This is a genomic window from Silanimonas lenta DSM 16282 (assembly GCF_000429065.1).
Lineage (GTDB): Bacteria > Pseudomonadota > Gammaproteobacteria > Xanthomonadales > Xanthomonadaceae > Silanimonas > Silanimonas lenta.
The window spans coordinates 24,033-48,104 of sequence record NZ_AUBD01000001.1; the positions used below are offsets into that span (position 1 = coordinate 24,033).

Below are 24,072 nucleotides of genomic sequence, written 5' to 3' on the forward strand. Positions count from 1 at the left end.
GATTCAGGTCCTCCCCTCCAACAACAAGCGTTCCGCATTCCTACGAGCGACAAGCCCTGGCAAAACTCGGCCGCCGCCATAGACCCACCGGCGCAGCTCGTCACCAGTCGCAGCCCAATCCCGCTGATTGACCCGCCGCCGCAGCGTCGAGGTCTGCAGCCGCCCCGCGCCAAGGTTGAAGGTGAAGTCCACGATGGCCGCGAGCCGGTTCTCGGGCTCCGTAGCCAGCACCGGGCAGTAGCGCAGCGTGGCGGCGAGCGCCACCTTCAGATCCTGGGTGAGGTAGGCCTCGGCCTCGCCTTTCGTGATCGACGGGTGCTTCGGATCGCACAGATGCCCGTAGCCGATGGTCCAGTAGCCGGCCGGGCAGAGGTACGGGTGCGCGCGGCCGGGGTCGTGCTTGGGAACACGATGGAAGCCCTCGAAGCGCTTGGCCAGGTCGACCGCGGCCGTTGGTACTTCGATCACGGGCGCACCCGGTCAAACACGCGGCCCAAGAACCAGAAGTTCAGCACGCCGGCCCAGAGGGCCTGGTCGGCGTCGGTCCAGGCGGCCTGGATGGCCGGAATCCATTCCACACCCGCATCGACCGCGCCGGCGAAGGCGGCGGTCTTGGCCGCGCAGTACAGCGCCATGAACCAGTAGGTGATCACCGGACGGACGCTGCTGGACAGCGCATCGGCCCAGCGGACGCCGGACCGTTGGCCCTGGGCGGCGACGGCTTCCCGCAGCGCCTCGACTGCACCGCTGTTCCAGGCAGCCTCGCCGGCGGCGCCGATCTCGGCCATGCGCTGGGCGCCGCGCAGCTTCTCGAACTCCAAGGCCTTGTCCTGCATGGCGAGCTCATGGCCGCGCTCGCCCTTGCGGTCCAGCCACTTGAGGATCTCGGGCGCGAGGCGGAAGGCCCCGCCGAGGAGGCCGCCGAGCAGGGTCTCGATCATTGGCCACCTCCGAACACCTTGAGCTTGATGACGGCGCCCGCGACTAGCGCCAGGAGGAAGCCGGTGGTGACGAGCCGGATCACGGTCTGCCAGGCGGTGTGCTTGGCGGCGTTGAAGGCTTCGAGCAGGCCGCGCAGCTCGCGGATATCGTGGGCGGCGTCCTCGCCGTCAAGGCCGACGTCGGCAAGGGCGCGCCTCGCGCCGCGTTCGGCTGCGCGTGCGAGCAGCTCCTCGAACTCGTCGCGCGGCATGACGACCATGCCGTCTTGCAGAGTGGGTGGGCTCATTGCTGGTCTCCAGAAACGAAGAACCCGCCGGGCGGCGGGTTCGGTGGATGCAGTAAAGAGAATGCGATCAGACGGCGATGCCGGGGCTCCAGCCGGTCGCTTTGTAGACGGAGAGCACGCCCTCGTCCTCGACGAAGCAGGTCCAGCCGATCTTGGGGGCGTGGTACTCCCACGCACCGGCGATGCGCACCGCGATCTGGTCGGTGCGACCCGCCCAGGCGCCGGTGGCGGTTGCCGGGACGATGTAGCGATCGCCGTCCACGGGTGTCGCGGGTGGGGTGGCGAGATCGCGGTCCTTGACCGACAGGCCCACCACGGCGCCGAGCCGCTTCAGGTTGGCGTCCATGCCGCCGTTCCAGTTGTGTTCGCCCTGGGCCCAGCCGTAGGCGAGGCCGAGGTTCGGGTCATTCAAGGCCATCAGACACCTCCGTAGTAGTCGCCGTAACGCAGGCCGTAGCCGGTACGGTCGAATTCGATGACGTGTTTCTGCCAGGACACGTGGCCGTCGCGGCTCGCCTCGATCTCCACCTTGACGTGCGCGTTGACGCGCCCGAGGCCGGAGTCGGCGAGCTCCTGCGCCAGCGGCCAGGTGGTACCGTTGCCGGTGATGCCGCTCACCGTGCGGCGCAGCGAGCCGTTCTCGTTGTAGAAGCGCACGGTTGTGGTCTGGCCCGCCTCCGGCGTGATCGCCCCCTCGGTCTGCAGGACGAGGTAGGCGGTCTGGGACTGGCGGTTGCGCGTGGCCCAGCTTACGTTGATCTCGCCGGCCACCACGGTCGGATAGCGCTTGCCGTTGATCTGGGCGTTGCCGGGGCAGTACGGACGGATGAAGCGCTTGTCGAGTGGCAGGCTCATCTCTGTGGCCGCCGCCTCGGGCAGCGTGCCGCGTGCCGTGCGGGTGAGGAGCTTCACGCGCACCGTCTCGCCGGCGACGTACTCGGGCGTGAGGTAGTGGCGGAAGCCGTCGACGAACCAGATGCGGCTGCCTGCGGGGTGGCTCGCCGGCACCGTATCGAGCATCCCGCGCTCCAAGGTGACGGTCTGGGTCGCGAGGTTGAGCGACACCACCTTGAGCCATTCGCCGTCGATCACCGTGAGTCCTCCGGCAGTCACCTCCTCGAGGTCGATGCCGGAGGTCAGCCCCACGCTCACCTGCGCGGCCGACTGCGGCAGCATTGCGGTGAGGAGCGCCGTGGGCGTGAAGATGCCGAAGCCCTTGTCGGCGAAACTGCCGCTGACGCGGGCCAGCGCCTTGAAGCCGAAGGCGTCCGACGAGGGGCGCGAACCGCAGGCTGCCACCAGGCCGTCGAGATCGTCGATGTCGCCGAGCAGGCTCTGGGACTCGCCGGTGAAGTCCTTGACCACCGACCAGTACGGCACCTCGAACAGGGTCTGGTGGGGGCACGGCGCCGGCAGGCTGGTCGGCTCCGTCCAGCCCGAGGGGGGCGGCGCCGAATAGACCGACTGCGGCAGGCCGAAGATGTCCTGCACGCACTCCACCCGCACCGCCCCGTTCGCCAGTTCCCCGTAGGCAATGCGGGCGACGCGCATCACCATCTGGTCGATGCCGTAGGGCGGCCAGGAGAGCTTCACCACGTCGCCGATGTTGAGGCCGGAGGCCTGGCGATTGGCGACGAAGGTGCATTTGGCGAGGGGGCTTACGAGTTGCTTCAACTCGCGCATGGCCACCCGGTTGGCCAGCTCCGCTCGGCTGATGCCGGGGTAGTTGACCGTGGTCGCCACCACGCCGCCGTTGAGCTGCACGGCGGCGATGTCCTGCACCGTGACGCTGCCGTCCTTGTCTGTGGCGCCGTCGCGGTAGACGACGGTCACCTGGTTGGTGATCTCGCCCCAGGAGGGCCGCGTGAACTCCTCGATGCGCAGGATGTTGCCCGGATCGAAGGTCGGCAGGCTGGAGAGCGTGTAATCGGCGCGCGCGAGCTTGAGGGTGAAGAGCCCGGTGCGCGGATGGACGTAGAGCAGCCCGTCCACGTGCCTGAGCACCGACAGGATGAAGTCCTCGATGGTCTCTTCCTTGTTCCACAGCAGCGACAGCCCGAAGCCCTCGGCATGGAGCGTGTCGGCAGCCGCCATGAAGCTGGCATCGTCGATGTCGCTCGTCGGGTAACCCATGCCCCACTCGCCGTTGGTGAGGCACTCGCGCACGATGTGGGCCGGGTTGGCGTCGCCGGAGATCTCGGCCTTGGCCGCGTACCACTGCCTCGGCACCCGCTTGGCGCGCACCGACCATGGCTTGATGTAGGGGTTCATGGCCGCCACCCACACCCGGCGCAGGATCAGCGACACCACGCCGCGGAAGGCCGGGATGTCGGCGCCGAGGCGCTCCTGCAGGTAGGCGTTGCGTCCCTGGGTCGGCCCGCCCATCAGGATGTCCACCGGCCCCTGCACGCCGCCCTCGCGTTCCTCCCCGCCGAAGAGGTTGGGGTTGTCGATGGTGATGGTGGTGTTGCCGGTGACGTTGCCAGACCAGGCGACGCGCTCGCCCACCCGGATCTCGGTGATGGCGTCCAGCGGGCCGTGGCACAGGGCGAGGTGGGCGCCGAGGCCGTACCAATAGCCAACCGTGTACTCCTGACTGCCTTTGCCGCCGCCGCTCATCCTGCCTGCTCCTTCTGTGCGCTTCGCGCATCCCTCGCTGCGCTCGGGACCAGCACTTCGTGCTGTCCTGCGGCCCTTTGGGCCTTGTCGGCTTCCTCGGCGACGCGGATCGCCATCGCGTCACCCGTGGCGCGCAGCCAATCGGCCGGGACCCCTCGCTCCACGAATTCGGCCCAGGTGTGGCTGCGCCCCTCGAACCAGCGACGCATGCCGCGGGCGCAGTAGCCCAGGGCACGGGCATGCTCCAGCCGAGCGATGACCTCGGTCACTTCTTGCCCCCGGAGGACTTGCGGATCGGCCGCACCTGGACGTCGCCGTACCAGACCACGTTGGGCCCGGAGATCACCCGCGTACCGAACAGCACCGGGATGGGCGCATCCTGGGAGGCGATGGGCACATCCTTGTCGCCGATCTGGCCGGGCTGGGCGTCCTGCACCTTGGGGCGCGGCGCGAGCAGCGCGGACAGTACCGTGGTGACGACCCAAATGATGATCTGCTGCCACATAGGAAAGCCTCACACGATGGCGTCGCCGGTGAAGGGGTTCTTCACCGGGATGAAGGGGAAGCCGCCGAAGTTGTCGAGGTTGCCGAACCTGTCCTTGCAATGCGCCATGGTGTGGTCGCAGCCGGCATAGAGCTGGACCGCATCGCCCGCCGTGAGGCCGACCATGGGAGCGACCAGGGTGAGGTCGATCCCGGCGTGACCGACGATCATGCGCGCGCCGGCGGTGGTGGCGAGCATGCCGCCCACGAAGTAGCCGTCCGGCCGGCTGGCGGCGACGGCGACCTGGACGGTCACGCCGCTCACTGCCGCTACGGTGCCGTCCACCCGAAAGCTGTCTTTCAATGCGCCGCAGCCGCTGGAGTACAGCACGTGGCGGCACAGCAGCTGGTAGCGGGCACGCAAGCCCGGCCGCTTCAGGCTCGAGGCGATGGGCTCGCACTTGAGGGTGGCCTCGGCGCCGGACAGCCGCGCGCCGGTGATGCGCCCCTTCCAGTAGGTGATGAACTCGGCGTCGCCGACATGGCGCCGGTAGATGGTCACGCTCACCACACCCTCGGGCGGGGCGGCGAGAAACAGACTCGCCACGGCCAGGTCGCGCGGCATGCGGATCTCCAGCCCCAGCCGCGCGAGCTCGTTGCTCTGCTCGAGGCCGCCGCGCGAGATCGTCGCCGGCTGATAGGTCTCGGATTGGTAGTCCACCGCCACCTGCCCCGAGGTGTAGAGCCAGCGCTGCGCGCCCTGGGAGAAGCGGTAGAGCTCCTGCGGTTGTCCGCCGTGGGCGGACTGTTCGATGCCCAGATAGCTCATGGTCTTAGCTCATGATCTCAACGTCCGGGTGGAGAGCTGCACGCGCGCCGTGGCGTCCGTCTCCCAATGCAGCTCGACCGCGTCCTGGTCGAGCCGGGCCAACTCCAGGTACGAGACCTGCAGGAACTGCTGGGGATCGAGGGTCACGCCCAGCGGCGCGTCCAGGGAGAGCAGCTCCTCGTCCTCGGAGATCTCGTTCGCCCCGGTGATACGGCGATGGAAGGTGCCGGCCGTGGTGAGGAGCCGCAGGTCGCGCCGCAAGGGATCGGCGGCGACGAAGCGGGCGTAGCCGACGTTGCGGACGACGAGGCCGGCATCCGTGGCCGCCACCGTGCGGCTGACTTCGAGGTCGGACTCGAAGGTCGGCAACCAGCAGGGATTCGCCCGTCCCGCGCGTGCGGCGAGCCAGCCCCGGAAGGCGGTCGCCTTGCTCCGGTCGGTGAGCAGCCAGGTCAGCGTGCGTCCGATGAGCGGGGAGCCCGACTCGTCGTCGAAGGTCGGCAGTCCCGTCCCGTAGTCGATGATGGAGAGGCGCCGAAGCCACCTGTCCTCGAGGTCGGTGCTCCGGTTGGGCCGCCAGTCGAACACCCGGTAGCCCTGATAGGCCGGGCCATAGTCGGCGACCGCGGGCGCCGTGATGTCCTCGATGCCGAAACGGCAGCGGCCGACGGCGATGGTGTCGGTGGGACGCGCCACGGCCACCTCGCCCTCGAGGCGGGCGAGCCGCGCCGGGAACACCCGCGTGCCGGCCGGCCAGCTCCCGGCCAGGGGGAGCTTGAGGGTCAGCGTGTTGCCGGCGATGGAGAGGATCTCCACCGCCTCGTGCCGCGTGTTGGAGCGCCACAGCACCGCCAGGCCGCCCGCGTGGTAGTCGCTGTTGGCGACATCCTGCACGGTGAGCGCGGTGCTGCCGATGGCTGCCTCGCCCGCAAGGGTGGAGACGTCGGTCCACACCGGCAGGCAGTAGATGCGTGCGCCCCAGGCGAACAGCAGGTGATCCAGCACCTGGGCGTCTCGACCCTCGATCAGGAATCCATACTCGAAACCGCGTCGCGGCAGCTGCCGCAGGCGCACCCGCTGCTCGGTGCCGTCGTAGGACTCCAGCACCTCGGTGAGCCATTCCAGCCGCTCGGTGATCCCTTGCGACCAGTCCGGACGCATGCCGAAGACCACCACGCGGCGGCCGGTGACCACCAGCAACGCGGTGAGTCCGCCGGAAAAGACGAAGCGGTAGGCGGCGTCGATCACCGGCGCCCCGCGCGTGCCCGCTGCGAAGGTGTAGAGGCGCGATTGCAGCGGCCCGAAGGCGAGCGGCGGCGCCGGCTGGCCCGAGAGCAGCAGCCCGTCCGTTCCGGTCTCGTCGATGGCATCGAGCGTCTGCGCGTCGAACCGAGCGTTCCACACCTCCAGCACCCGCTCGACCGGACTCACCAGGTTGCCGAGATCGATGGTCGAAGGGATGACGTGGATGCGGTGATACCAGTCGGCCCCAAAGGTGGGCAGCAGAGCGCCGTTGACGCCGAGTCGCAGCTCGTCGACGGGCTGGGTGTCGAGTCGCGCGCCCGGACGCATGACCGAGCTCGCACTCGGGTCGAACGGAAAGGCGACCGGCACGCGCTCGGAGACCTCCGGCGAGCGCGACCAGGTCGGCGGCTCCTGGCGGGCGGCACCAGGCAGGATGGAACCGGGAAAGGTCGGCATGATCCGCTCAGGGGATGAGTCTCACGGCATAGCCGTGCAGGCCGCTCTTGCCGTTCTTGGAGTGGGCCGGAAAGGCCATCCACTGCTCGGCGCCCAACGCGAAGGCCTCCGCCGGCGCGTAGTGGGTGATGTTGAGGTAACGCAGGTGAGCGGTGTGGCCGAAGGGCGAGAAGAAGCCGGAAGGCCGCGCCACGAACAGGTAGAACGGCAGCATCGGCGTCACGCCGTTCAAGGTGTTGGGCACGTGCCCCCACCAGTAGCGCGCCAGACTGTCGCGCGGCGTGCCCGTGCCCCGTTCCCACAGCGCCTTGGCGCGCTTGCCGGTGAGCGCCCAGTCCTTGCAGACCGAGTGCCAGTCGGTGGCGCCGTCCACCTCGGCGAGGACGAAGTTCGCGCCGCCGTAGTACTTGTAATCGTTGAACGGCAGGCCGAAGTGCCGGTCGTGGTCGTAGCCGAAGACATAGTCGTTGAAGCCGCTGTACGTATAGGTGTAGGCGTCCGGGCCGAACGCGCCCGACACGAACGCCCCGCCGCCGTAGCTGCCGAACTTCGTGAGTTCCCCGAAGGCGAGATGGTGATAGACGCCGGGCGAGACCTCGGCGACGAGCATGATCAGTTCGGGCGTGGCGGCCGAGAGTAGGTGGTAGGTGTTGGCGGTGCCCACCTCGAACAGGCCGCAGGCTTCGGCGCGGTAGCTCGTGGTGTTGCTCACGTAGCTGGCGTTGACGATCGATCCGGGTTGATCCCACCAGGGCTTGCCGGCATCGAATCCCGTCGAGCCGATCAGCCAGATGCCGGTGATGGTGTTGTAGCGTGTGGAGAGGCGCTCATTCACCGCGGAGCGCAGATGGACGTAGAGCCCGCCCTTGGCGAGCGACAGGGTCTGCCCGGTGCCGTCGGGGGCCCAGCGCAGCTGGGTCCAGCCGTTGGCCACCGCGAACACGCGCAGGGCGTCGAGCAGCTGATCGGCGTTGGCGGAGGTACCAGTCTGGTAGGCCATGGTCGGTCACGAAAGGCGCAGCGCCCAGTAGTCGCGCACGCTGGTGCGATACACGTTCTGCACCACGAGGTGGTCCACGCCGCCCACCGTGATCAGGTTCTCGGCGGCGTTGTTGAACCCGGAGACGTGATAGACGCCTTCCAGCTCGCCGAAGAGGTCGTGATCGGTGCCGGAGTTGTATTGCGTGAGCACCACGGGCGAGAGCACGTAGGTGCCGTCCGGCGCCTCGCGCAGGTTGCCGAGGTAGGTGTAGTTCGTCGGCCAGACCGGGCGCGGCCCGTCGTAGCGATACTCGGACGACGAGTAGGCGACGTTCTGGAACGGCAGCCAAGCGCCCGAGGGGCCGCGCAGCATGCAGGCGGTGTTGGCGTTGTTCTGTCCATCCTCGCCCGGGTCGACGAAATGGCGGTGGTTGGGCGAGGTCACGCTGTAGTTGCGGCCCCGCTGGCCGGTCATCGAACCGCCGACGAGCAGCGGGTACGGGTACTGACCCGGCGTCGCGTAGGGCAGGACGAAGCCCAGGTGCGCCGCCTGGTAGACGGTCGAGATCTTCGCCACCACCACGGCACGCCGGCCGTTGGCCACGAACCAGTACGGGATCGCTGTGTTCCAGAGCGACATCATCGGCAGCCAGCCGCTGATCGCGCCCGGTTGCGTATAGAAGTCGTTGGCCGGGTTGAAGCCGATGAAGCCGTTCAGGTCCCACATGTAGTAGCCGGCCGTGGCGTTCTCGTAGGCCCGGATGCCGCAGTAGATCTCCTCGGCACCGGCCAGGCCGGGCGCCTTGAGGATGAGCTCTTTCGTGGCGGCGTCCGTCGTCCAGTGCAGCGCCTGCCACTGCTGGCCCGCGGCGACCAGATTCGGGTGAGTGGTGAGGAAGGCATGGAAGCGGTCCAGCAGATCGCGGTAATCGCTGGCCGTGCCGATTTCGAACGCCATTTACGCAAGCACCTGTCTGACGGCTCCCGCATTGCGTTGCAGGATGTTGAGGATGGTCTTCTCGCCCGCGGACGAGTTGAGGTAGTCGGCGGCCATCGCCGGGTCGATCACGTTGACGATGCGCACCGCCTGGCCCTGCGGTTGCGGTGGCGGCGCCTCGGGCACCAGCCCGCCGGCGGCGAAGGCGAGCCGGGGCCCCTGGATGCGCGGTCCGCCTTCGATGCCGTTGATCGCCTCCAGGAATGCCACGCCCACGCGCTTCACGGCGGCGGCATTGACTACGTACTCGCCGGCGGAGAGTCGTGCCGGGATCGAGTCGCTGGTGGAGGTGCCCGGGCCGGTGACGTAGCCGCCGCCGGCGAAGCCCTGAAACAACGACGAGACCAGCGATCCCAGGCTGAACCCGCCCGCGCCGCCGCCCCCGAACAGGCTGCCGAACAGCGCCTCGGCGAGCTTCTGCGAGGCGATGCGGTTGATGGCGGCGAGTACCGAGCGGGCGAAGTCGGCGAAGGCGTCCTTGGCCGATTTGGCGCCGCTGCCGATGGCCTCGAACATCTGCGCGAAGCCGTCCTGCACCGCCCCGTCGATGGCGACCGCCACGTCGTCCACCACGAGCTTCACCTGCGCGATCTCGTTCTTCCAGGCCTGCACGCGCGCCGCCGCCTCGGGGCCGATGGCCGCGGCGGCGGCCTCCAGTTGTGGCAGTAGTCCTTCCAGCGCCGCCCCGGTTTCCCGATGCAGCGCGAGGATCTGCTGGCGGGCCTGGGATTCCGTGAGCAGCCCCGACTGGCGCTGCAGGTTGATCGACTCCTCGGATGCACGCATCCGGGCGAGCGCGTCGTTGAACTGGCGCTCGTAGTCGGCGAGATCGGCGGCCGCCGACTTGACGTCGATGAGGCGCCCGACCGTGGCCACGCCTTCGGTGTCGCCCTCGGCACGCAGCCGCTCGATCAGCGTCTGGTACTGCCGCTCGATCGCCGCGCGTCGATCCTGGCTGGTCGCCGCCCCGGTGAGGTCGAGCAGTTCGTCGCGCACCTTGGCAAGCTCCTCGCGCAGCTCGCGCTCGGCCTGGGCGGCCTTGCGGGCATTGGCGACCTCGACGTCCGCGCGCTTGTTGTTGAGGACGGTGAGCTCCGCTTCGAGCTTGGCGACCTCGGCTTTCGCCTTGAGGCGTGCCGGTTCGTCCTTGCCGGTCTCTTGCAGGCGCTGCTGCTCCGCGAGCGAGACCTGCACGCGCCGGATCTCCGCATCGATCTCCTGCTGCTCGATCCGGGTCTTGGCGGCGTAGTAGTCCTTGAGCGAGATCAGCCGGTCTTCGAGGGAGGCATCCAATGCCCGCGCCTGACGGTCCAACGCGTCCTTGAGGAGCTTGAATTCGGTCTCGGCCTGGGCCTGCACGAGGGCGAGCTTCGCTGCTTCGCCTCCCTTGTCGGGGGCGGACAAGGCCTGCGGCTGCGGACGGCCGAAGACGCCCGGCTGGGTTTGCTCGGGGCGGATGCGCCGGGCGAGGGCTTGCGCGGCCTCCCCGACGTAGTCACGCGTGACGGCGTCGCGCACGGCTCCGGCCAGCTCCTTCCCGAAATCCCGCACCTCGCCGAGCTGGCGGCCGAGTGCTGCGCGCAGCGCCTGCAGCGAAAAGTCGCCGCTGAAGGCCGCGGCCACGTCCTGGCCCAAGGCCTTCGCCAGCTCTCCGATGTCGGAGAAGGCGTTACGAAAGCGCTCGACCAGGAAGGCGGCCGTGATGCCCACGACGCTGCCGATGGCGTTGAACGCGCCGATGACGACGTTCACCATCGCGCGGACGGCCGTGCCGATGGCGTTCAGCGCGCCGACCATCGCCGCGCGCACGCGGACCCAGGAGAGATCGTTGGTGCCGACCAGCCTTCCTAAGGCTCTGACGACTTCGCCGACCTTCTCGACGACCAGGTCCCAGGCGGCGGCGACGATCTGCTTGATCGAGGCGGTCCTGCCGCCGAACTCGACCACGGCGTCGCGCGCCGAATAGAGTGCGCCCGCGAGCAGCCCCGCGGCGGTCACGATGACGCCGATGGGCCCGCCCAGGAGCGCGAGCACCCCGCGCAACAGACCCGCGGCGCGACCGAGCAGGGACGTGGACGCTACTGCCTGAGCCACGGCACCGGAAGCAGCGGTGGCTTGCAGCCGGGCCTTGGCCGCATCCGCGACCAGCGCGCCGGTGGCAAGCCCTTGCGCACGTGCCTGAGCCAGGGCGGCATCGGCGAGCCGCACCCGAGCGAGCGCCTCGGCTTCCAGCGTGCGCAGGTTGGCCAGGCGCGCGGCCGCTTCCGCCCGGGCGGCGGCAACACTGGTCGCGAAGGCGCCTGCCATCCGCCCGAAGGCGGCGACCAGCACGACACCGGCCAGGTCGATCAGCAGCTCGAGATGCCGGGCGACGAACTGGATCGCCTGCGCCAGTCCCGCCGTCAGACCCGAGCTCGCGTCGCGTTCGCCAAAGGCCCGCTGGAAGGCGTTCTTCAGGCGGGTGAGCGCACCCGACACCGTATCGGGGAGGCTCGCGTACTCCTCGGCGAGGCGCGCCCGCTCCTTCAGCAAGGCGTCGAGCACGGCCTTCGAGGTGATCTTGCCTTCCTGGGCCAGGGCTCGCAGTGAGCCGAGCGGCACGCCCATGCCGTCGGCGATGGCCTGCGCCAGGCGCGGCGTCTGCTCGATGACGGAATTGAACTCCTCACCGCGCAGCTGGCCCGAGGCGAAGGCCTGCCCCAGCTGCAGCAGGGCACCGGCCGCCGCGTCGCTGGATGCGCCGGAGAGCGACACGGCCTGCCCGATGGCGTCGGTAGCCGCCAGCACGTCCGCCTGCGAACGCCCCAACGCCTGCACCGAGGGTGCGAGCCGCGCATAGAGGGTGATGGTCTCTGCCAGGGGCGCGCGGTTTTTCTGGGCGATCTCGAAGAGGGCCGCGTCGGCGCGGTTGAACTCCTCTTGCGAGGTGACCGCGAGCTTGAGGCGCGCCTGCAGGTTCTTGTACTGGTCGGCGACCTCGACCAGTTCGCGCACCCCCAGCCCAAGGCCGATCGCGCCGCCGATGCGTGAGAGTACCTGGCCGACCTGGGCGGCTTCGCCGCGCAGGCGGGCGAGATTTCCCTGTACGGACTGGAAGGCCCGTCGCGTCTCATCGACGGCGGTGATGAGGATCTGGGCACGGTTACCGGCCATCAGGCCTCCTGCCGGGCCGCCCCAAAGGAGGCCTGCGCCCCCTCGGGGGGCAGCGAACGGAGTGAGCGTGGGGGCTGATTCATCTCAAACCTTCGACATTGCTTTACGGATGGCCGCCGTCAGGCGGGGAAGATCGCCTCGCACCGAGCGGGCGAGGTCGAACCGTTTTCTCAAGCTCACACGTCGCACGAGCACGGCGATGGGAATCTCCTGGCCGCGCCGCACGCGCCTGGCGCCGGTGCGCTCCCGCTCGGCACGACGAAAGCGCGCGAGCGGCCGGGCGTTCTCGGCGATGTTCTCGGCCATCAGGATCTGCCGGCCGTTCTTCTCGATGAAGAAGGCATTGCCGGAGCGCATCAAAGCATCGATCACCCGGGCGAACGCCTTGCGCCCGATGCGCCGGTGCTGCGGCAGCAGCGGGATGAGCATCCGCCCCCGGATCGTTCCGCCCTGTTCGTGGATACCCAGCCAGGGCACCTTCGAGCCGATGTAGAGGGCCGGGAATTCCTCGGCCTTGCGATCGAACACCTTGGCGTGCATCGAGCGGAGGAACTTCGGCTTCACGACCTTGAAACCGGCGCGCATGTCGCTCCGCGCCCGCTCGGCCATCTCCTTGCCGGTGTCGCGCATCGCGCGGGCCACGGCGGTGTGGATCGCCTTGCGGGTGTCGCCCTGCCAGGCGCTGAAGCGCCGGCGATCCAGCAAGCCCTCAGCGACCAGATCGATCTTCATCACGCATGCCCCGATGGAGTTCGGTCTGGAGTTCACGGATGCCGTCGCGACTGCCCTGAGCGGCAGCGGTCATGACGGCAAGCCGGGTGGCGAGCCGTTCGTGTTCGAGGCGGCGATCGGCGGCGAGGAAGGCGTTCAGCTGGCCCAACGTGTAGCCGAGGATGTCCGGATAGCGGTGACCGCCCCGAATCAGGCGGGCGATGGCGTCAGCCCAGCCAGACGGCCGTTCAGACGCTGCGCCAGATCGCCGACTTTCGGCGCGATCCGGCGCACGAAAAAATCCGCGTTCACCTCGAACACGGTCGCCGCCAGGGTGATGGCATCGTCGAGAGCCAGCGCGTCCACCCACTCGCGCGGTTGGCGACTGGCGATCGCCAACGCGGTGAGCAACGCATCGCCGTGGTCCGAGAGCAAGGCGAGCCAGTCCGGTTCGCCCGCCAGTCGTTGCGCGAAAGGCTGCACGGCCTTGAGCATCGCCGGCAGCTCGCCGAGCACCAGCGGGCTGATCGCGAGGCGTTGGCCGGCCAGATCCACAACTTGAGGCTGCGGCACGAGAACATCCAGATCGGAGCCACTCATCGTCATCCCCCTCACAGCAGCACGACGCGGCCGAACTGGCCGAGGTCGCCGGCGGCGGGCTTGAGCGTGTCGGCCAGCACCTGGCCCGAAAGCTCGAACTTCAGCAGCTCGTCGGTGATGACCGAGAGCTCCTTGGCCGGGTTGATGGCCACGCGGTAGAGATCGATCACCACCTCGCGGTTGCCGTCGGCGGTGTTGAGCCCCTCGAAGCGCACCCAGCGCTCGGGCAGCGGCTGGGTGAACATCGCGGTGACCGAGGCCGTGCCGTAGGCGTAGTCGACCTTGAAGGGCTCGACATAGGGTCCGCCGGTGGTGGCGTCCAGGATCGTGAGCGAGCCGTGTTTGGCGTTCACCGAGTACTGCGCGGCCGGCAGGGTCTTCGGGGTGGCGCTGGAGTCCTTCACCACCACCGACGAGACGTCCTGCTTGGCGAGCAGGTAGAGGCTGCCGGGGGTGACCGGGTTCGGCAGCGCCTCGGCGGTGACCGTGCCCGGGGTCTGGGCGGTGGTGGCGCCGTAGAGGGCGAGCGCCAGGTTGGTCGCGATGAGCTCCTCCAGCGTGCAGGCGAACTCGCCCTTCTTGGTCTTGATGAGCTGCAGATCGGTGAGGCGCTGGCCGCTCACCGACTCCTGGTGCTCCAGGGTCTCCACCGAGAGGGAGACCTTGAGCTCGGGCACGTTGCCCACGTAGGCCAACCCCTGCGGGTTGCCGAGTGCGTCGCGGGCGCCGATGTAGACGCGCCCCTGTCCGGAAAAGTACGGCATGGTCAGTCTCCTTTACGGGTCTTGATCGGGGGCTGGGGTTGGGAATCGGCCGGCCGTGCAGCTCCGCGCTCGATCAGCCCCCGCGCGGTCCCGCGCTCGATCAACCATTCCGCCGCTGCCTCGTCGAGATCGAGGATCTCGCCGGGGGCGTGGAGTCGGCCGGCGTGGGTGTGCGGTTCGATGAGTTCGATGTGCATGGTGACTATCCTTTTTGGGTGAGGTCGGAGGCCAGGGTGCGGTAGCGGATCTCGTAGCGCGCGGGCACGGCCAGTGCTTGGCTGTCGGCGTCCTCCGTGTCCCACTCGCAGTCGATCTCGCGCACGCCCAGGGCCAGCCCGCCGAGGCTCGGCTCGGCCATGAGCGCGCCGTGCGCCGCGACGATGAGCGCGTCGGCCACGTCGAAGGCGTCGTCTTCGCGCGCGAGCGCGACCAGCCTCAGCGTCAGGGCGCGGTCGAGCCGGTTGTTCGCCTGCGTGAGGACCTGATCGCCTTCGATGAACAGCAGGAGCGCGGGGCTCGCCTCGCGCGGGAGCGGCACGGTGGGCTGGCGATGCAGCGGCGTCGGTGCGATCGCGGGACCGATACGCGCCACGACCGCCCGGACCAGACGCTCGCGGACGGAGGACGTCATAGCCGGGTCAGCTTGGCCTGCATCTCGGAGCCGTCGCGCAGCTGGCGGACCTCGCGCACCCGATACGGGCTTCCTGCGATCTCCACCGTGTCGCCGGCGGCGAGGGTGAGCCAGGCGCTCGGGTACTCGAGGTGGTAGTCGCGGTTCAGTGCGAGCCCGTCGAGCGCCAGCTCATCCGGGGCGCTGAAGACGCACTGCACCGTGAGCGAACCCACCATGACGTCGGTGAGCAGCCCGGCGCGGCCGGCGGCCTCGTAAAGATCCGTCACCTGCGTCATCACGCTGCCGTCAGCTTCACCAGCACACCGGGCCGGTGGCACATCGGCAGCGGGTTGCTCTGGGTGTGCAGATCGGTGCCGCGGTCGAACTTGCGCGGCTCCTGCTTGGCGTAGAGCGGCTGGCCGAGGGTGCCCACCGTCTCGTTGAAGTCGGCCGGGGCGAAGTAGGTGGCGAAGGTGTCCACCGTCCCCAGGGGGAAGGCGTGGGCCTCGCCCGCGGAGATGAAGCGGCGCGCGTTGCCGTTGGCGTCGGTCGCCTGGCCCCGGTACTCCTCGAAGGTGATGCCGGCGAAGACGAAGCCCGCGCGCACGTCGTTGATCAGGATCGCGCCCTGTTGCCACTGCGCGTAGGCTTCCTTGACCGACTTGTGGCCGGCGAGCTGACGGAAGAACTCGGGCGAACACAGGACGTGCACGCCGGTCATGAACTCGCCCTTCAGGTTCTCCTCGATGTGGGCCAACACCTCGTAGCAGTGGCCCTTGACGTCGCTCGCGGCATTGGCCAGATCGAAGGCGATAGTGGTCGGCCTGAGATCGAACTCGTCGAACAGGTCGTAGATCGTGCTGCCGTCGGCGTCCAGGATCTGGCCCTTGAGCGCGCCCATGCGCAGGTGTTCGAGGGTGATCGCGTGCTTGTTGCGCATGGTCTCCAGGTGCCGCGCCAGCACGCCCGCCACGGCCTCCATTTCCGTCTCCGAGCCGAAGGCCCGGATGCCCTGGACCTCCTCGGGCAGGACCACGTCGTCGTGCGGGATGTGCGGGACGACGAAGGAACGCAACCAGCGCTGGCCGCGCTCGCCCACCGTGCCCGGCGAGCCGGGCGGCCGGGTGGGCAGCAGGTTCAGGCGCCCGGCGTACTCCTCGATGACGACCTGGCGCGTGCGCACGGGCTTGGCCGGAAACAGGTTCAAGGCTTCCAGCCGCCCGTAGCGGTTGGGGATCAGGTTGATGGCGGCGGTCAGGCTCGCCATCGAGAAGCCGGGGGAATCGAAGGGGTTGAGCATCGGGAGACTCCAGAAACGACGAACCCGCCGAATGGCGGGTCGTCCGAGGTGTGGGGAGGGGCGGAATCAGGCGCTGTCGCGCACCACGATGCCGCGCGCTTCGAGCTGTGCGATCGCAGCGAGCTGCTGCGCGGTGGTGATCCCCGCGGGCCAGACGAGCGCGTCTCGAGCGACGATGGCGTGGCGGGCGATCAGGATCGCGTCGTCGCGGTCGATCAGCGTCGCATCGACGGCCAGCGCGAGCACGCCCGCGGCAACTTCGCTGCCGTCGCCGGCCGCGGGGTCGAGGGCCTTGAGCTTGCCGGTGGCCGTCTCGCGGCCGACCACGGCGCCGAGCGGCAGGTTCTGCCCGGCGGCCACGGTCGCCTGCTCGCGCGAGTACAGATTCGGCGCCTCGTACTTCAGCAGGTCGCCGAGGTTGGGGGCTTGGGTGAGCGTGGGCATGGCTTACTCCGTGGCAAGGGGTTCTCGACGGACGAGCTTCTTCACGGCGGCGACCACGGGTGAGGCGGCCGGGTCGGCGCCAGGGGCGGCCCAGTCCTTGGGGCCGTGGGTCGAGCGCACGGCAGACTCCGTGCTGCGCTCAGCACGCGCTTCGATCAGGGCGCGGCGCACCTCGGCTTCGGTGCGGCCGGCGGCGATGAACTCGGCGGCGCGCTCGGGGCAGCCGGCGATCAGGCACAGCTCGGCGATCACTTTCGCGGACTGCGCCACCTCGCGGCGGGCCTCAGCGGCCAGCGCTGCGACGGTGTCCGGGCCGAGCGCCTCGGGGGTGTGCTCGAACGTGCTGTCGGGTGACGCATCGGCTGGGGTGTGGGTTGGTGGGGTGGTTGGGGGATGGGTGGGGATGTCGGTCATCGCGGGGGTTCCTCGCAAGGTGTTCGCCTTCCCGGTCGATCTCTGGCGCGGCGGGGAAGGCAAACGCCGCGGGGTGGCAAGCTGTCGGTCGAGTTCGGCGAGCACCGCAGGCAGCGTGGCCACGCCATCGGCCAGACCCGCATCGACGGCCTGCGGGCCGAAGAAGAGCGCGGCCTCGGTCGCGCGCACCGCGTCCTCGGACAGGCCGCGCATCGCCGCCACGTGCGCGACGAAGAGGCCGTGGAGCCGGTCCACCTCGGCCTGCAGCGCCGCGCGCGCGGCGTCGTGAAGCGGCTCGTGCGGCGAGTAGTCGTTCTTGCGCGCGCCCGCGGTGATCGCGGTGTAGCGGTAGCCCTCCTGGGCGTCCTTGACCGACTGGTCGACGTGCAGCGCGATCACGCCGATCGAGCCCACGCCGCCGGTCTCGGTGACGAAGAGCCGCTCGGCGGCGCAGCCGATGGCGTAGGCCGCGGAGAAGGCGGCGTCGTTGGCCACGGCCCAGACGGGCTTCACGGCTGCCGCCTCGCGCACACGGCGTGCGAGCTCGAAGCAGCCGCCGGTCTCGCCGCCGGGCGAGTCGATGTCGAGCACGATGCCGGCCACCAGAGGGTCGGCCAGTGCCGCCTCCAGCCGCGCGCCGATGTCGGCGTAGCTCATCAGCCCCGAGGCCGCCTCCAGCCCCAGCGTGCGCTTGACCAGGGTGCCGTGGATGGGGATCACGGCGATCGAACCGTCCGGAAATGCCGGAGGGTTCGAAGCCTTCGGCCGCGGCGGCGCGAGTTCGACGTCCGGCGCGGCGAGATTCAGGCGGTCGGAGAGCACCGCGAGGATCACGTCGAGCTTGGCGCGCTGGACGAGCAAGGGCGTGCCAAAGAGCCGGGAGGCGAGATGGGGCAGCATCGGTTCAGTCCTGAAGTTCGGTGTCGGGCGCAGGTGTCGGCACCGGCGGCGTCGGTTGGTCGTGCCGCGGATCCGAGTCGAAGACCAGCCCGAGGTCGTCCGCTCGCGCGTTGTGGCTACGGCCGCCGCTACGCGGCTTCACGTTCGCTCTCGCTCACGTGAGCCTGCGCCGCAATCGGCGCGGGGCCTTGGTCATGACGAGGGTCGGAGTCGAACACAAGCCCCAGTTCATCGGCGCGCCGATTGTCCGCGGCGATCTCGCGGTCGATGTCCTCGGCGTCGTAGCCGTAGGCCGAGATCGCCTCCGAGCGGCTCATCAGTCCTGCGCGGATCGCGAGCTTGAGCGCGTTGAACTCCTTGAGCGGATCGACCCACTGCCAGCCCTGCGGGATCCACTTGGCGGCCTGGTACGCGCGAGGGCGCCGCGCGTAGCCGGGCAGGCTCAGCGCCCCTTCGAGCACGGCCTGTTCCATCCAGGCCCGCCACACCGGGCGACACAGCTGGTGCACGATCACCCCGTGCTGGATGGCCTCGCAGCGGCGGCGAAACTCCAGCAGCCCCGCGCGGATGCTGGAGTAGTTCACCTGGGTGAGATCACCGGTGAGCATCTCGTAGGTGATGCCCATGGCGGCGGCCACCGCCCGGAACTGCTGGCGCATGAACTCGCCGTAGCTCGCGCCCACGTCGGCCGGCGCCGAGAACTTGATGTCCTCGCCGGGCTCCAGGATCTGCAAGGTGCCGGGTTCCAGCCCCGCGAGCGCCGCGCCCTGGGCGTCCGGCAGCCCTTCGCCCATCAGGGTGTCCTCGGGGGCGAGCCGCGTGATGAAGCCGGCGAACATCGCCGCGGTCTTCTTGCGCACCAGTTCCGCGTCGTCGTACTGGTCGAGCTCGTGCAGCTTCACCAGCGCCCGCGCGAGCCACGGCTCGCCGCGGATCTGCCCCGGGCGCAGCGGGCGGAACAGGTGGATGACCTCGGATGCACCCACGCGCACGGTGTCGAGACCTCCCGCGGAGGCGCCCGTGCCCGACATCGGCGCCAGATTCCCGTCGCCCGGGTGCGAGCGGTGCAGGTGGTAGGCCACGCGCCGACCGAGCCGGTCGAACTCGATGCCGGCACGGATGACGTGGCCCGAGGGCAGGTCCCGGTTCAGGGTGGTCGGCAGGTGCTCGGGCTCCAGCACCTGCAGCTGCAGACCCACCGGCAGACCGTCCTCGGGACGGCGCCAGCGCAGGCGCACCAGCGCCTCGCCGCCTTCGAGCATCGCGCGGCAGGCGAGCGCCTGCAGGCCGTAGAAGTCGGTGAGTCCTGCGGCGTCGGCCTCCTCCACCCAGTCCCACCACAGCGCGTGGATGGCCTCGCGCACGGCCGCATCAGTCACCATGCTCTGCGGCTTGATGCCGGTGCCGATGGCGTTGGCCACGAACGCCTCGATGCCCGCGGCCGCCCAGGCGTTGCGCCGGGCGAGATCGCGGCTCTTGGCGCGCAGCTCGCCCTGGGTGGAGGCGAGCGCCGCGACCGCCCCGGGGTTGCCGACCTGCCAGGCCACGGCCCTGCGGCCGCTGCCCACGCCGTCGTAGGTGGGGCTCGCGCCGAGCAGCCGGCGCTTGAGGGTGTGCAGCCAACCCATCACGTCCCCTTGGTCGTGTGAAGGCGGATCTGCCGTGGAACGCCCGGCCACAGTCCGGTGTCCACGGCCTGCTCGAAGAGGTCACGTTTGACCGCCGCAATGGCGGCCTGGAGTTCATCGACGCTGCGGTACTCGACGGTCTTGTCGCCGAAGGTCACGCGCTTCTCGCCCTTGGCGAGCGCGGTTTGCAGGGCCTCGAGGTCGGCTTGGGTGTAGGCCATCAGCGGTAGACCACGAGGTCGATCTCGGGGGAGTCGGCGAAGGACGCCGCGGTGGTCGCGCAGCCCACATCGACGTGCATCGGCGCCTTCTCGTCGGCGGTCGCACGTACGATCAGCAGCCGCTGCGTGCCGCTGTTGGTGCTGCTGCGGGCCACGCCCACCCAGGCATAGTTCGCGTCCGGCAGCGGGCTGGCGAAGTGCACGCGGTAGCGCCCTGCGGCCAGCCGCGTGACCGAAGCGACGTTGTGCGCAGCACGCACGACGACCTGGTTGCCGACATAGCCGAAACACACCCAGGCCCGCGCCAGCCCCGGGTGGCCGGCATCGACCTTGGACTTGACCTCCCGCCCGATGCGGCCGACCAAGACGCCGATGCGCGAGACCAGGCTCATCAGACCAGCGCCCCTTCGAAGATCGCAACGAAGTCGGTGTCGGTGTCGCCCACCTCAGCCGCGGCCACGGCACCGATGTTGCTGCGCGCCTGGGCCTGCTCGGCAGCCGTCAGGGTCTGCGCCGCGTCGAAGCGCACGCGGTGGTTCACCGCAGTGAGCAAGGCGTCCAGGCCGCTGGTGCCGTCCTGCAGCAACTGCTGGATCTCCAGCAGCGTGTCGTAGGCGGCATCGGCCCCGCCCAGGATCTCGGCCTTGAGCGTGTCGAGCAGCGTGACGATCTTGCTCGACGAGTAGGTGCTGGTGGTGGCGACCTGGGCGTCGTCGATCGCTCCCGAGGCCACCACCGCGGCCTTCAGCTCGTTGATGGCCGCCACCAGGCTCGACTTGTCGGTGGTGGTGAGGTTGGCGAGATTCCCGGCCTTCGCGCGGACGTCGTTGAACTCCTGCGCGACGCGGAGGACGAGGCTCTCGATGCGGGTGGCCAGGGACATGGGTTCTCCTTCGGGGTTCGGGACGGCCGGCGGGGATCAGCGCAGCCAGGGGCTGCGGATGACACGCCGGCCGGGGTGGCGGGTTGCAGAAACCTTGATGCCACCTCGATGGGTGGCCTCGGGAGGTCGTTCGATGGGCATTTCGTTCGACGGCATGGACTCGCCAGGCGGTGGCAGCCCCAGTTGCCGCTCCAGTTCGCGCCAGTGGCGTTCCTCGAAACGATCCAGCCCCGCGGCACTGGCCGCGGCGCGGGCGTAGACGTAGCAGTCGAGGGCCTCGTTGCGCTCGCGCATCTTCTGCCACTCGCGCACCGCAAAGCCGTGGCGATCACGCCGGGTGACGAGCTGCTCGGCGCACAGTTGCTGCAGGAACTCGGCGTCGATCTTCGGCAGGTGCACGTAGCCGGCGGGGTAGACCGCGGCGGTGCCGTCCTCGGCCACATCGGGGGCGAGGCGCAGGTGGTCGTAGAGCTCGCGCTTGGCGATGCCAACAGCCACCGAGTACACCTTAACGCCACGGCGCAGCCGCTTGCCGCCCTGAGTCACGTCCACCGCGGTGGGGGTGCCGATCAGCGCCGCGCCTTTGGCCGCGCCCTTGACCGCCATCACCCGGCCGTCATGCACCCGGCGCACGAAGGCGTAGGCCTCCTGCGTCGCAAAGCCCGTGTCCACCGCCAGGCGGGCCAGCGGCAGCGGCGCGCCGCTCTCGTGCGTCCAGGTCTCGGCGAGCAGGTCGGCCAGCCGCTGCCAGACCGCTTCGCGCGCCGTGTCCCCCATCAGCACCCGGTGCTCGACGAGCCAACACGTCTTGCCGCGCCCGAAGGCCCACACCGACACCTCGATGCGGTCCTTCTGCACGTCGGCGCCGGCGGTGAGCAAGAGCCCTCCGGCGGGGACGGTGCCGATCGGGTACTCCTCGCGCCGCTCCAGCAGGCGCTGCCAGTCCGGCGCCTCGCCCTCCTCGACCCAGGTCTCGCCGAGCTCGTTGTTCTTGAAGGTCTTGATCATCGCCACCGACCGGCCTTCGGCGCGGGTGGCCTTCTCCCAGGACTCCGCGATCTCGCGCCAGCGGCGCCAGGGGCTGTAGAGCGAGGACAGGTGGAAGCCCGCGGTGCGGCTCTCGGCCTGCGCCTGCCACTGGCCGAGTTCGAGCATGCGCGGCTTGTGGTGCTCGGCGATGGGCTCCTCGCAGGCCTCGCACACGTAGGCCGCCGTCTCCGGCCGCCCGGGCTCCCAACGCAGCTGCTCGAAGCGCAGCCACTGGCGGTGCGCGCAATGCGGGCAGGGCACGAAGTAGCGGCGCTGATCGGACGCCTCGTACTCGCGCTCGATGATCGAGGCCCCGGCGATGGTCGGGGTGGAGACCAGCAGGATCTTGCGCCGGGCAAAGGTGCGGGTCCGAGCTTCGGCCAAGTGGATCGCATCGCCTTCGCCATCGACGTCCAGCGGATAGGCGTCCACCTCGTCCAGGAAGAGATAGCGCACCGGCATCGAGCGCAGGCCCACGGCCGAGTTGGCCCCGGTCATCACCAGCACCCCGCCGCGAAACTCCTTCATCAGTACGGTGTTGCCCGAGTCGCGGCTTCGCGCCGGCGCGATGATCTCGCGCAGCACCGGCGACTCCTCGACCAAGGGGTCGATGCGGTGCTTGGAGTTGCGCTGCGCCATCTCGGTGGTGGGCCAGACGATCATCATCGGCCCTGGCGCGTGGTGGATCGCGTAGCCGACCCAGTTCAGGCCGAGTTCCGTGCCACCCACCTGGGCGCCCTTCATGAACACCACCCGCTCGATGGGCGAGGTGGGCGAGAGGCAGTCCATGATCTCGCGCAGGTACGGCGTGCGCGCGGTGCGCCAGCGCCCCGGCTCGGCCGACTCCTTGGTCGAGAGCATCCGGTAGCGATCCGCCCACGCGGAGACGGTCAGCAGCGGGTCGGGCGTGAGCCCCTCCCGCCAGGCGCGCTCGATCTCGGCCGCGCCCTCGTAGTCGTCCCTCATGCGTCGATCCTCGGGGCGATCTCGCCGAGTTCGGCCAGGTGCTCGCGTACCGCGGCGTCGAGCGCCACGTGCAGCGCGTGCTCGTCGAGGCCGAACCGGGCGGCCAGCATCGGCGCGGCGCGACCCGGCCAGTTCAGCCACGCATCGCGCTCGGCGCGCGCGAGCTTGAAGACGTGGGCGATCGCCCGCGCCCGGTCGACCAGTTCGTCCTTCTTCTCGGCCAGCTCCACCTGTCGGATCTTGGCCTTGAGCACCTCGTTGACGGTGCGCGCCTGCAGCAAGGTGGCGCCGCCCGTGCCCAGCCCCGCGGGCAGGCTCGCGCCACCCTCCTCGGGCGCGCGGGCGCGGGGCGAGGCCTTCGGGGGGACGGCGGTGCGCGGATGGACGGTGTTCTTCGCCCACTGCGCATCGGCCTGCTCGGGGTCGATGGTGCCGTCGGGCAGGGGCGTGATGCGCCCGGTGTCGATCGCCTTCTTGACCGCCACGTGGGACACGCCCCGGTGACGCGCGTAGGCGCGGATCGAAAGGCCCATGCGGATTCAGATTTCTTGCAAAGGAGGCTTGGCTTCTTTCCGGAACAGCGCGTTCATCACCTCACCCGACCACTCCCTCGGAAGGACGAATGATGAACACCGCCGCCCCCGACCTTCTCGCCACCAAGCTCGCCGAGGCCGCCCTGACCGTGCTGGTCCGCACCTGCCGCCAGGAGGTGGCCGCCGCGAGCCGCGACGACCTGGAGGCCGCCTGCGCCGCGATGCGAGCCCAGGCGCGCCCCGTGATCGACCGCTTGCTCGACGACGCCCGCGCCGCGCCCTGGGTGGCCGAGGCCGCCTTCCACGCCGCCGCGCTCGAACTCGCGCGGGCCGGGATTGCCGTGTTGCGCCCGCGCTGAATCGGACAAGCCCAGCAGAAAGCGCTTGGCTTCACCCGCGAACAGCGCGTTCATCCCATCACCCGACCCACCACCGCGAAGGAGCAGCACATGAGCACCACCCCACTGACCCCGGCCCAGCACGCGATCCTGGCCTACGCCCTCGAACACACCGGCGGCAGGATCGAATGGTTCCCCGACCACATCAAAGGCGGCGCGCGCCAGAAGGTGCTGGCAGGCCTCGCCAACCGCGCCCTGATCGTCCGCCAAGGAGACGGCTGGGTCGTCGCCGACGAGGGTTTTGAGGCGATGAACCGCCCCCGTCCCACCGCCGAACCCGCGCCGCCGGAGGCGGACCCCGAGATCGAGGCGGCGGTGACGGCCGCCGAAGCCGGGTGGTCCCAGGACAAGGCTGCGCGCACGCGCCCGCGCACCCGCGAAAACGAGCGCAGCGAAGTTTCGCGAGGCGAAGCCGAGAGGGTGCGCAGCACCCGGCAGAACAGCAAGCAGGCCCGGGTCATCGCGATGCTGCGCCGCCCAGAGGGCGCCACCGTTCGCCAGATCGTCGAGGCCACCGGCTGGCAGCCGCACACGGTGCGCGGCACCTTGGTCGGGGCGCTGAAGAAGAAGCTGGGCCTGACCATCGTCTCCGAGAAGGTACCGAGCGGCGAGCGCATCTACCGGCTCGCCTGAGTCGCGATGGGGCAGCGCATCCCGCACGGGATGCCGTAGCTGAC

The 24,072-nt window shown here is 69.7% G+C and carries 30 protein-coding genes; 2 read left to right on the top strand and 28 right to left on the bottom strand.

Translation table 11 applies throughout. The features are described 5' to 3' along the window. Positions 1-3: 3 nt before the first annotated feature. From G408_RS0100080 to G408_RS0100210, 28 genes are all read right to left on the bottom strand, one after another. Entirely contained in the window at positions 4-468 is a 465-nt protein-coding gene (locus tag G408_RS0100080; protein WP_028769428.1) for a lysozyme, read from the bottom strand. Beyond that, positions 465-941 (bottom strand): hypothetical protein, encoded by a 477-nt coding sequence (locus tag G408_RS0100085; RefSeq protein ID WP_028769429.1) that lies wholly within the window; start codon positions 939-941, stop codon positions 465-467. Before G408_RS0100085 ends, G408_RS0100080 begins: the two co-directional genes overlap by 4 nt. Continuing rightward, complete coding sequence (locus G408_RS0100090; protein ID WP_024892233.1) at positions 938-1,228, bottom strand: DUF6127 family protein; 291 nt, start codon at positions 1,226-1,228, stop codon at positions 938-940. Before G408_RS0100090 ends, G408_RS0100085 begins: the two co-directional genes overlap by 4 nt. A gap of 67 nt (positions 1,229-1,295) precedes the next feature. After that, the gene (locus G408_RS0100095) at positions 1,296-1,646 is read right to left on the bottom strand and encodes a DUF2793 domain-containing protein (protein WP_024892232.1); all 351 of its coding nucleotides are present in this window, start codon (positions 1,644-1,646) and stop codon (positions 1,296-1,298) included. Continuing rightward, positions 1,646-3,847 carry a phage tail protein gene (locus tag G408_RS0100100; RefSeq protein WP_028769430.1) on the bottom strand — a complete coding sequence of 734 codons (2,202 nt, stop codon included), beginning with the start codon at positions 3,845-3,847 and terminating at the stop codon, positions 1,646-1,648. The genes G408_RS0100095 and G408_RS0100100 overlap by 1 nt, the downstream gene beginning before the upstream one ends. After that, positions 3,844-4,116, bottom strand: a complete 273-nt coding sequence (locus tag G408_RS12370; RefSeq protein WP_211226626.1) for a hypothetical protein — start codon at positions 4,114-4,116, stop codon at positions 3,844-3,846. The genes G408_RS0100100 and G408_RS12370 overlap by 4 nt, the downstream gene beginning before the upstream one ends. Further along, positions 4,113-4,352 (bottom strand): hypothetical protein, encoded by a 240-nt coding sequence (locus G408_RS0100110; RefSeq protein ID WP_017365809.1) that lies wholly within the window; start codon positions 4,350-4,352, stop codon positions 4,113-4,115. Before G408_RS0100110 ends, G408_RS12370 begins: the two co-directional genes overlap by 4 nt. A gap of 9 nt (positions 4,353-4,361) precedes the next feature. After that, on the bottom strand, positions 4,362-5,159 hold the full coding sequence (locus G408_RS0100115; RefSeq protein WP_028769431.1) for a phage BR0599 family protein: 798 nt from the start codon (positions 5,157-5,159) through the stop codon (positions 4,362-4,364). Positions 5,160-5,168: 9 nt separating this feature from the next. Beyond that, on the bottom strand, positions 5,169-6,860 hold the full coding sequence (locus tag G408_RS12375) for a hypothetical protein (RefSeq protein WP_051282446.1): 1,692 nt from the start codon (positions 6,858-6,860) through the stop codon (positions 5,169-5,171). A 7-nt stretch (positions 6,861-6,867) separates the two neighbouring features. Next, positions 6,868-7,860, bottom strand: coding sequence for a hypothetical protein (locus G408_RS0100125; protein WP_028769432.1), 993 nt, complete (start codon positions 7,858-7,860; stop codon positions 6,868-6,870). Between the two features lie 6 nt (positions 7,861-7,866). Then, entirely contained in the window at positions 7,867-8,799 is a 933-nt protein-coding gene (locus tag G408_RS14630; protein ID WP_051282447.1) for a hypothetical protein, read from the bottom strand. After that, on the bottom strand, positions 8,800-11,991 hold the full coding sequence (locus G408_RS0100135; protein ID WP_028769433.1) for a tape measure protein: 3,192 nt from the start codon (positions 11,989-11,991) through the stop codon (positions 8,800-8,802). It lies immediately after the preceding gene. Between the two features lie 84 nt (positions 11,992-12,075). After that, positions 12,076-12,723, bottom strand: a complete 648-nt coding sequence (locus tag G408_RS0100140) for a DUF6441 family protein (RefSeq protein ID WP_028769434.1) — start codon at positions 12,721-12,723, stop codon at positions 12,076-12,078. Further along, positions 12,701-12,871 carry a hypothetical protein gene (locus tag G408_RS14965; RefSeq protein WP_197722810.1) on the bottom strand — a complete coding sequence of 57 codons (171 nt, stop codon included), beginning with the start codon at positions 12,869-12,871 and terminating at the stop codon, positions 12,701-12,703. Before G408_RS14965 ends, G408_RS0100140 begins: the two co-directional genes overlap by 23 nt. 41 nt (positions 12,872-12,912) lie before the next feature. After that, positions 12,913-13,302, bottom strand: coding sequence for a DUF6631 family protein (locus G408_RS0100145; protein ID WP_037411656.1), 390 nt, complete (start codon positions 13,300-13,302; stop codon positions 12,913-12,915). 11 nt (positions 13,303-13,313) lie between these two features. After that, positions 13,314-14,066, bottom strand: a complete 753-nt coding sequence (locus G408_RS0100150; RefSeq protein ID WP_028769436.1) for a phage tail tube protein — start codon at positions 14,064-14,066, stop codon at positions 13,314-13,316. A 2-nt stretch (positions 14,067-14,068) separates the two neighbouring features. After that, positions 14,069-14,263, bottom strand: a complete 195-nt coding sequence (locus G408_RS0100155; RefSeq protein WP_028769437.1) for a DUF7210 family protein — start codon at positions 14,261-14,263, stop codon at positions 14,069-14,071. A gap of 5 nt (positions 14,264-14,268) precedes the next feature. Continuing rightward, positions 14,269-14,697 carry a hypothetical protein gene (locus tag G408_RS0100160; RefSeq protein ID WP_024892219.1) on the bottom strand — a complete coding sequence of 143 codons (429 nt, stop codon included), beginning with the start codon at positions 14,695-14,697 and terminating at the stop codon, positions 14,269-14,271. Further along, the gene (locus G408_RS12385; RefSeq protein WP_037411660.1) at positions 14,694-14,975 is read right to left on the bottom strand and encodes a head-tail joining protein; all 282 of its coding nucleotides are present in this window, start codon (positions 14,973-14,975) and stop codon (positions 14,694-14,696) included. Before G408_RS12385 ends, G408_RS0100160 begins: the two co-directional genes overlap by 4 nt. Then, positions 14,975-15,979, bottom strand: coding sequence for a major capsid protein (locus tag G408_RS0100170; protein ID WP_028769438.1), 1,005 nt, complete (start codon positions 15,977-15,979; stop codon positions 14,975-14,977). The genes G408_RS12385 and G408_RS0100170 overlap by 1 nt, the downstream gene beginning before the upstream one ends. A 66-nt stretch (positions 15,980-16,045) precedes the next feature. Then, on the bottom strand, positions 16,046-16,423 hold the full coding sequence (locus tag G408_RS0100175; protein WP_028769439.1) for a head decoration protein: 378 nt from the start codon (positions 16,421-16,423) through the stop codon (positions 16,046-16,048). A gap of 3 nt (positions 16,424-16,426) precedes the next feature. Then, on the bottom strand, positions 16,427-17,737 hold the full coding sequence (locus tag G408_RS0100180) for a S49 family peptidase (RefSeq protein WP_028769440.1): 1,311 nt from the start codon (positions 17,735-17,737) through the stop codon (positions 16,427-16,429). 128 nt (positions 17,738-17,865) lie between these two features. Beyond that, positions 17,866-19,365: a phage portal protein gene (locus tag G408_RS0100185; RefSeq protein WP_028769441.1), complete on the bottom strand. Its 1,500-nt coding sequence runs from the start codon at positions 19,363-19,365 to the stop codon at positions 17,866-17,868. Next, the gene (locus G408_RS0100190) at positions 19,365-19,586 is read right to left on the bottom strand and encodes a phage head-tail joining protein (protein WP_028769442.1); all 222 of its coding nucleotides are present in this window, start codon (positions 19,584-19,586) and stop codon (positions 19,365-19,367) included. The genes G408_RS0100185 and G408_RS0100190 overlap by 1 nt, the downstream gene beginning before the upstream one ends. After that, positions 19,586-19,978 (bottom strand): hypothetical protein, encoded by a 393-nt coding sequence (locus G408_RS0100195; RefSeq protein ID WP_028769443.1) that lies wholly within the window; start codon positions 19,976-19,978, stop codon positions 19,586-19,588. The genes G408_RS0100190 and G408_RS0100195 overlap by 1 nt, the downstream gene beginning before the upstream one ends. After that, entirely contained in the window at positions 19,978-20,469 is a 492-nt protein-coding gene (locus tag G408_RS0100200) for a hypothetical protein (RefSeq protein WP_028769444.1), read from the bottom strand. Before G408_RS0100200 ends, G408_RS0100195 begins: the two co-directional genes overlap by 1 nt. Before the next feature lie 36 nt (positions 20,470-20,505). Continuing rightward, positions 20,506-22,464, bottom strand: a complete 1,959-nt coding sequence (locus tag G408_RS0100205) for a phage terminase large subunit family protein (RefSeq protein WP_028769445.1) — start codon at positions 22,462-22,464, stop codon at positions 20,506-20,508. After that, the gene (locus tag G408_RS0100210; protein WP_028769446.1) at positions 22,461-22,997 is read right to left on the bottom strand and encodes a hypothetical protein; all 537 of its coding nucleotides are present in this window, start codon (positions 22,995-22,997) and stop codon (positions 22,461-22,463) included. The genes G408_RS0100205 and G408_RS0100210 overlap by 4 nt, the downstream gene beginning before the upstream one ends. A gap of 92 nt (positions 22,998-23,089) precedes the next feature. On the opposite strand from G408_RS0100210, the gene G408_RS0100215 reads away from it, so the two are divergent. Together G408_RS0100215 and G408_RS0100220 are read left to right on the top strand one after the other, a co-directional pair. Further along, positions 23,090-23,356, top strand: a complete 267-nt coding sequence (locus G408_RS0100215; RefSeq protein ID WP_028769447.1) for a hypothetical protein — start codon at positions 23,090-23,092, stop codon at positions 23,354-23,356. A 90-nt stretch (positions 23,357-23,446) separates the two neighbouring features. Continuing rightward, positions 23,447-24,028: a DUF3489 domain-containing protein gene (locus G408_RS0100220; protein WP_028769448.1), complete on the top strand. Its 582-nt coding sequence runs from the start codon at positions 23,447-23,449 to the stop codon at positions 24,026-24,028. The last annotated feature ends 44 nt before the right edge of the window (positions 24,029-24,072 follow it).

Excerpts from the sequence above, each read along its gene's own strand:
- G408_RS0100190 (WP_028769442.1), bottom strand. The coding sequence starts at position 19,586 with ATGGCCTACACCCAAGCCGACCTCGAGGCCCTGCAAACCGCGCTCGCC.
- G408_RS14630 (WP_051282447.1), bottom strand. The coding sequence starts at position 8,799 with ATGGCGTTCGAAATCGGCACGGCCAGCGATTACCGCGATCTGCTGGAC.
- G408_RS0100110 (WP_017365809.1), bottom strand. The coding sequence starts at position 4,352 with ATGTGGCAGCAGATCATCATTTGGGTCGTCACCACGGTACTGTCCGCG.
- G408_RS12375 (WP_051282446.1), bottom strand. The coding sequence starts at position 6,860 with ATGCCGACCTTTCCCGGTTCCATCCTGCCTGGTGCCGCCCGCCAGGAG.
- G408_RS0100095 (WP_024892232.1), bottom strand. The coding sequence starts at position 1,646 with ATGGCCTTGAATGACCCGAACCTCGGCCTCGCCTACGGCTGGGCCCAG.
- G408_RS0100195 (WP_028769443.1), bottom strand. The coding sequence starts at position 19,978 with ATGAGCCTGGTCTCGCGCATCGGCGTCTTGGTCGGCCGCATCGGGCGG.
- G408_RS0100125 (WP_028769432.1), bottom strand. The coding sequence starts at position 7,860 with ATGGCCTACCAGACTGGTACCTCCGCCAACGCCGATCAGCTGCTCGAC.
- G408_RS0100135 (WP_028769433.1), bottom strand. The coding sequence starts at position 11,991 with ATGGCCGGTAACCGTGCCCAGATCCTCATCACCGCCGTCGATGAGACG.
- G408_RS0100100 (WP_028769430.1), bottom strand. The coding sequence starts at position 3,847 with ATGAGCGGCGGCGGCAAAGGCAGTCAGGAGTACACGGTTGGCTATTGG.
- G408_RS0100160 (WP_024892219.1), bottom strand. The coding sequence starts at position 14,697 with ATGACGTCCTCCGTCCGCGAGCGTCTGGTCCGGGCGGTCGTGGCGCGT.
- G408_RS0100145 (WP_037411656.1), bottom strand. The coding sequence starts at position 13,302 with ATGAGTGGCTCCGATCTGGATGTTCTCGTGCCGCAGCCTCAAGTTGTG.
- G408_RS0100210 (WP_028769446.1), bottom strand. The coding sequence starts at position 22,997 with ATGGGCCTTTCGATCCGCGCCTACGCGCGTCACCGGGGCGTGTCCCAC.
- G408_RS0100185 (WP_028769441.1), bottom strand. The coding sequence starts at position 19,365 with ATGGGTTGGCTGCACACCCTCAAGCGCCGGCTGCTCGGCGCGAGCCCC.
- G408_RS0100090 (WP_024892233.1), bottom strand. The coding sequence starts at position 1,228 with ATGAGCCCACCCACTCTGCAAGACGGCATGGTCGTCATGCCGCGCGAC.
- G408_RS0100085 (WP_028769429.1), bottom strand. The coding sequence starts at position 941 with ATGATCGAGACCCTGCTCGGCGGCCTCCTCGGCGGGGCCTTCCGCCTC.
- G408_RS0100115 (WP_028769431.1), bottom strand. The coding sequence starts at position 5,159 with ATGAGCTATCTGGGCATCGAACAGTCCGCCCACGGCGGACAACCGCAG.
- G408_RS0100205 (WP_028769445.1), bottom strand. The coding sequence starts at position 22,464 with ATGAGGGACGACTACGAGGGCGCGGCCGAGATCGAGCGCGCCTGGCGG.
- G408_RS0100170 (WP_028769438.1), bottom strand. The coding sequence starts at position 15,979 with ATGCTCAACCCCTTCGATTCCCCCGGCTTCTCGATGGCGAGCCTGACC.
- G408_RS0100155 (WP_028769437.1), bottom strand. The coding sequence starts at position 14,263 with ATGCACATCGAACTCATCGAACCGCACACCCACGCCGGCCGACTCCAC.
- G408_RS0100180 (WP_028769440.1), bottom strand. The coding sequence starts at position 17,737 with ATGCTGCCCCATCTCGCCTCCCGGCTCTTTGGCACGCCCTTGCTCGTC.
- G408_RS0100215 (WP_028769447.1), top strand. The coding sequence starts at position 23,090 with ATGAACACCGCCGCCCCCGACCTTCTCGCCACCAAGCTCGCCGAGGCC.
- G408_RS0100200 (WP_028769444.1), bottom strand. The coding sequence starts at position 20,469 with ATGTCCCTGGCCACCCGCATCGAGAGCCTCGTCCTCCGCGTCGCGCAG.
- G408_RS0100140 (WP_028769434.1), bottom strand. The coding sequence starts at position 12,723 with ATGAAGATCGATCTGGTCGCTGAGGGCTTGCTGGATCGCCGGCGCTTC.
- G408_RS0100150 (WP_028769436.1), bottom strand. The coding sequence starts at position 14,066 with ATGCCGTACTTTTCCGGACAGGGGCGCGTCTACATCGGCGCCCGCGAC.
- G408_RS12385 (WP_037411660.1), bottom strand. The coding sequence starts at position 14,975 with ATGACGCAGGTGACGGATCTTTACGAGGCCGCCGGCCGCGCCGGGCTG.
- G408_RS0100175 (WP_028769439.1), bottom strand. The coding sequence starts at position 16,423 with ATGCCCACGCTCACCCAAGCCCCCAACCTCGGCGACCTGCTGAAGTAC.
- G408_RS0100220 (WP_028769448.1), top strand. The coding sequence starts at position 23,447 with ATGAGCACCACCCCACTGACCCCGGCCCAGCACGCGATCCTGGCCTAC.